At 31.6% G+C, this 5277-nt stretch carries 3 protein-coding genes and 1 pseudogene; 3 read left to right on the top strand and 1 reads right to left on the bottom strand.

Annotation, left to right across the window (positions count from 1 at the left end; translation table 11 throughout):
• Positions 1-178: 178 nt before the first annotated feature.
• Genes DET49_RS18185 through DET49_RS18195 form a run of 3 tightly spaced genes read left to right on the top strand, consistent with a single transcriptional unit; the run spans position 179 to position 4371 of the window.
• Positions 179-1492 (top strand): TonB-dependent receptor plug domain-containing protein, encoded by a 1314-nt coding sequence (locus DET49_RS18185; RefSeq protein ID WP_243729724.1) that lies wholly within the window; start codon positions 179-181, stop codon positions 1490-1492.
• A 14-nt stretch (positions 1493-1506) separates the two neighbouring features.
• Positions 1507-2655: a DUF4249 domain-containing protein gene (locus tag DET49_RS18190; protein ID WP_133550259.1), complete on the top strand. Its 1149-nt coding sequence runs from the start codon at positions 1507-1509 to the stop codon at positions 2653-2655.
• A 15-nt stretch (positions 2656-2670) separates the two neighbouring features.
• Positions 2671-4371 (top strand): hypothetical protein, encoded by a 1701-nt coding sequence (locus DET49_RS18195; protein ID WP_133550261.1) that lies wholly within the window; start codon positions 2671-2673, stop codon positions 4369-4371.
• A gap of 430 nt (positions 4372-4801) precedes the next feature.
• On the opposite strand, the pseudogene DET49_RS18980 reads toward DET49_RS18195, so the two are convergent.
• Positions 4802-5059: pseudogene (locus DET49_RS18980) on the bottom strand (transposase); the annotation flags it as partial.
• Between the last annotated feature and the right edge of the window lie 218 nt (positions 5060-5277).

A 5277-nucleotide genomic window follows, 5' to 3' on the forward strand; every position in this document is an offset into this window, starting at 1 on the left:
AACAATCTCGTACCGGTTTTATAAAATTACTGCTGAAATAGAAGAATATTATGAATGGTATACGATTTAACAACTGATAAAATCAGCAGGCCCTACTTCAGATTCCCTATTTAGTTATAATAATGGTCTGATTTCTATTTCCTACAAAAAAGCGCTTAAAAAGAGACATCAAGCAGAATTGGTTCTAGTTAACAGCAATTATAAATTTAATATAGATTATGCCAGTAATTTTAAGGACGATTTTGAATCAAGTTATTCCATAAACGAATCGGAACTAAAATTGAAAATGAAATATTATCTTGACGAAAAACATACTTTTAATTATGGAATAAACAGTAAATTTTATATGGTATCTCCAGGTAAAATTTACCCAAGCAATAGGGAATCTTTAATAGAAGAACTAAGTATTCCTAAGGAAAGAGGGCTAGAAACCGCATTTTATTTTGAGGATAGTTTTGAAATTAGTGATAAATTCTTGCTTAATGCAGGTTTAAGATATTCATTTTATACTGCTTTTGGACCTGCTTCCGTAAATACCTATGAGGAAAATGCTCCTAAAAATGATGAAACAATAACAGGTTCAGAAATATTTAAAAGTGGAGAAGTTATTAAAACCTATGGAGGACCAGAAGTAAGGATTTCGGGAAGATATTTCTTAACACCTACTTTTTCCACTAAAGTGAGTTATAACAACACTTACCAATATATCCACACGCTTTCAAATAATACAACCGCCGCTCCAACTGATACCTACAGGTTATCCGGTTCGTTTATAAAACCACAGAGAGCGGCTCAATACGCTTTAGGGTTTTTCAAAAATTTAGCGAATAATGTATATGAAATAAGTCTGGAGGGATATTACAAAACTTCAGAAAATTTACTGGATTATAAAGTGGGGGCAGATCTTTTTTTAAATGAAAATATTGAAACCGAAGTTTTACAGGGTGAAGGTAAAGCTTATGGAGCTGAATTGCTTTTGAAGAAAAGGACCGGGAATTTAAATGGATATATAGGTTATACCTATTCTAGATCATTTATAAAGCTTGCGGGTGGGTTCCCCGCAGAAACGGTTAATAATGGAGAATTTTTTCCAACCAATTTTGACAAGCCACATGATTTAAGTGCCGTACTTAATTATAAATTAACCCAGCGTTTTAGCTTTTCTGCAAATTTCGTCTATCAGACCGGAAGACCAGTAACTTATCCAATTGGAAAATATAATTTCAATAACGCTGAATATGTATTGTACAGTGATCGGAATCAGTTTAGAATTCCAGATTACTACAGGTTAGATTTAAGTTTTAATGTAGAAGGCAATCATAAAATTGAAAAATTCGCGCATAGTTTCTGGAATATTTCAGTGTATAATGTCTTGGGTAGAAACAATCCATATTCCGTATTTTTTGTTACCGATAATGGAGAGGTAAAGGCTTATCAGAGTTCAATTTTTTCCATTCCAATACCAACCATAACCTATAATTTTAGATTTTAATCAAAGAATTGATAATGTTTATATCAAAAAATATTAAAGTAATTGGTCTGCTGATTTTTACATTAAGCATCATGGCTTGTGTGGAAGAAATTCCATTAGAGCCCGAGGGTTTTGAAGAAGCTATTGTAATTGAGGGAATGGTAACCAATGAATTAAAAAAACACGAGATTAAATTATCCCGGGCATTCGAAATAGACTCATCGGGACCAAATCCATTATCCGGAGCCGAAGTTAAGGTCATAGGAAATAATGAATATGTTTTCGAGGAAAAGGAACCTGGGATATATATTTCCAGAGATAGTTTTGCCGCTCAACCTGGAATAAATTATCAGTTGAAAATTTTCATAGAGGACGAAAAATATCAATCTGAACCAATGCAATTGCCGGGAACAAGTGGTATTGCACAAATAGAAGCTAACAGAATTGATTATCAGGGAGAAAATGGGATAGCAATCACTTTAAATAATCAAACTTCATCAGGGGAGGCCAATTATTATAAATATGAATATTCTGAAACTTTTAAATTTAATTCACGCTATTATAAAACCAGAGATTTAATCTTAATAGATGGTCGTATTGTCGAAGTTCCGAAGATTAAAGAAGAATACACGTGTTACCGTACGGAAGAATCACAACAAATTATACTAGCTAATACTAATTCTTTATCGGAAAATAACGTGAATAATTTACTGTTAACTTTTATAGCGAATGATGAACCCAAACTAGCTCTTCGATATAGTATCTTTGTTGAACAGTACGTTATTAGTCGGGGAGCATATAATTATTATGCAATCTTAGAAGAACTTTCGGATACAGATAATGTTTTCTCACAAAGTCAGCCGGGCTTTTTTGCCGGTAATATTGAGAATGTTAATAATCCAGATGAAAAAATTATAGGTTTTTTTGATATTTCCTCTGTTTCAAAAAAGCGAATATTTTTTAATTATGACGATTTTTTCGATTCACCACACCCAAGACCATATTTTGCTTCTTATTGTCCTATTGAAAATCCAAATTCCCAAAGATTAAAAGAACTACTTCAAAATGGAGCCGTTAAATGGTTTACTACTGATCCAATTTTGGGCTTTAAGGTGGTGCCTGTAAATTGTGTTGATTGTACTGTTTTCGGAACAAACGAAGTACCTGAATTTTGGGAAGAATAAAAGAACACTAATCAAATGATAAAACAACAGCTAGTAATTATTTTTTTCATAGGTTTTATTCTCTCCACCTCTGCTCAGATTGATATTACAGAAAGTTTTCTGAATAAGGAATTTCCCAAAGAGCAGGTTTATCTACATATTAATAGCACCCTGTTGTTTACCGGAGAACAACTGCAATATAAATTCTATGGGCTTGAAAGCGATACTGGTAAGTTAAGTAGTTTAAGTAAGATAGGTTGGGTAGAGCTGGTTAATAATAAAGGTGAAGTTCTACTTCAGCACAAAGTAAAATTAAAAAACGGACAAGGTTTTTCGGATTTTTTCATTCACTCTAATTTAAAATCAGGTTCTTATAAAATTGTGGCCTATACAAATTGGATGCTAAATGCTAAGGGAAATTACTTCATGCAGGATATAAATATTATAAATCCTTATCTGAGCACCAATACAGGAATCGAAAAACAAAAAAATAATAAATTCCTGCAAGAAAGATTTGAAAGTAATAATGGTGGTTTAAATTTTAACCTGAATAAAAGCAGATTTGGGAAAAGGGAAAAAGTAATTCTTGAACTGGAGAACCCAAACAATTTATCTGGAAATTTTTCTCTTTCGGTGAGAAGATTAGGGGCAATAGATAAACCCGAAAGACTTAAGAGTACTACGTATAAGAGACTTTATACGGATATAGTTTGGAATTTTAAGGATACCATTTTTTTACCGGAAGTTCGAGGAGCATTGTTTAAAGCGAATATAAAAATAGAAAATAAGGAACTACTTTCAGGTAAAAACATGATTATTTCCTCCCCAGGTGAAGAAGGGCAATTGCGCATCGTTTCTATAGATAGAAATGGAAATTTTTCATTCACTTTAAATGAAATACCAAAAATTAATGAATTTATATTCCAAATTGAGAATGATAGAAAACTTAAATATAATATAAATTTGCTCAAACATCCACATCCTAACTATGACAGTCTATTGATTAGCCCCCCTTTTATGGCTTCAAATTATAGAGATGATATCCTTGAAAGAAGTATAAATATTCAAATTGAAAATGCTTATAACAATATTAAAAAAGACCATTTTCATAATCCGGGAGCTAATAAATACTTTTTCGAAAAAGAATTGATTACGTATAATTTGGAGGATTATAATAGTTTTCCGGATATCGCTCAAACTTTTACAGAAATTATAAAATTCGGTAGAATAAGGGAAAATAATATGGGAGTGAATATATTCTTAGTAAGGAGCAAAAAAGTTTACGATGAATTTGAAGAACCTGCACTGCTTATAGTTGATGGGGTAGTGGTGCAGGACCATGAAAAATTAATAGCATATAATCCTCGACAAATAAAAAGTATAAGCGTTCTAAGAGACCGTTTATTTCTTGGCCCATCTGTTTATCAGGGAGCCGTTATTGTAAGTACCAAGGAAGGTGATTTTCCTTCCGAGTTAGCAGAAAAAGGAATGATAATTAATGAAATTAAAATTCCTCAAAAACCAAAAACTTACTATTCTCCAAATTATTCGGCCTATAAGTTAGATAGAATACCGGATTACAGATATCAACTCCTTTGGAACCCAATAATAAAACTAATAGAAAAGGAAATTATTTTCTATACATCAGATCTAAATGGAAAATTTGAAATAAACCTGGAAGGTTTTACAAGTGAAGGAAAACCAGTGTCAATAAGTACAATTTTTGAAGTCGACTAAATGGGGTTGAATCACCGGCTTTATTTTTTCGGATAATCTTCGTACCAATCCTTGAATTTTTTTTTAGTAGAATATTTGTCAGTTAAAACTTTGTAAATACTAAAAATCATTAAAATTTGGCCGATACAAGTTAAATAGAAAACCACTGGAAACCCAATTCTGAAAAAAACAAGTATTGTAACAGTCACTAGAATTATAGTGGTTAAAATTAGGAAAGATGGGCCATTATTTTTCATACTTAATAATTTACAAAAGATAACTAATTCTCTGTCTTAAAGAGTTATTAAAATATAGAGGGTTTTTCATAATTGCCTGGAATGCAATCATTATAATAATAGATTAAGATCCTAAATGGAATTCCACCGTTCCTAATATCTATGTATTTTGATTTTATATATGAAGTTGAAATAATTAAAATCAGAAAATATATTTAGTTTAAATTCCTGTGCTGAATAGTTTGACCAAAGGTATTTTCTTTCCAAAAATGCTTCAACGAGAACGACCTATGCGCTGAACGCCGAATTTGGTGAGTCTTCTCTTGCTTTAACCTTCGAACAATAGATGCAACTGAATTGCGAGGAACGTAATGTATAAAAAGATAAGCTTGATTATTCTCAATTTCCATCAATTCAATTTCAAAATCAGAACCATCGGTAATGGATCGCAATATTTGCTTAGTATCCTCCTTTAACTGATTAACTAACTAAGCTTTTTGGTATTTAAAAACAAAATTAAAATGACCCTTTAGGTAACGTTTTGAACGATTTGTGAAAATGTATGGTGCTTTTTTAGACATGGTGAGTAATTTTGGTGTGAAGAACCCCCATTTGTTAGGACAGCTTAGCTGCTAAATTAAGTTCTATTTTTCATTTTTTAAGCAGCATTTCTTTCTTGTTTTAAATATCG

The sequence above is a fragment of the Salegentibacter sp. 24 genome (assembly GCF_004362395.1).
GTDB lineage: Bacteria > Bacteroidota > Bacteroidia > Flavobacteriales > Flavobacteriaceae > Salegentibacter.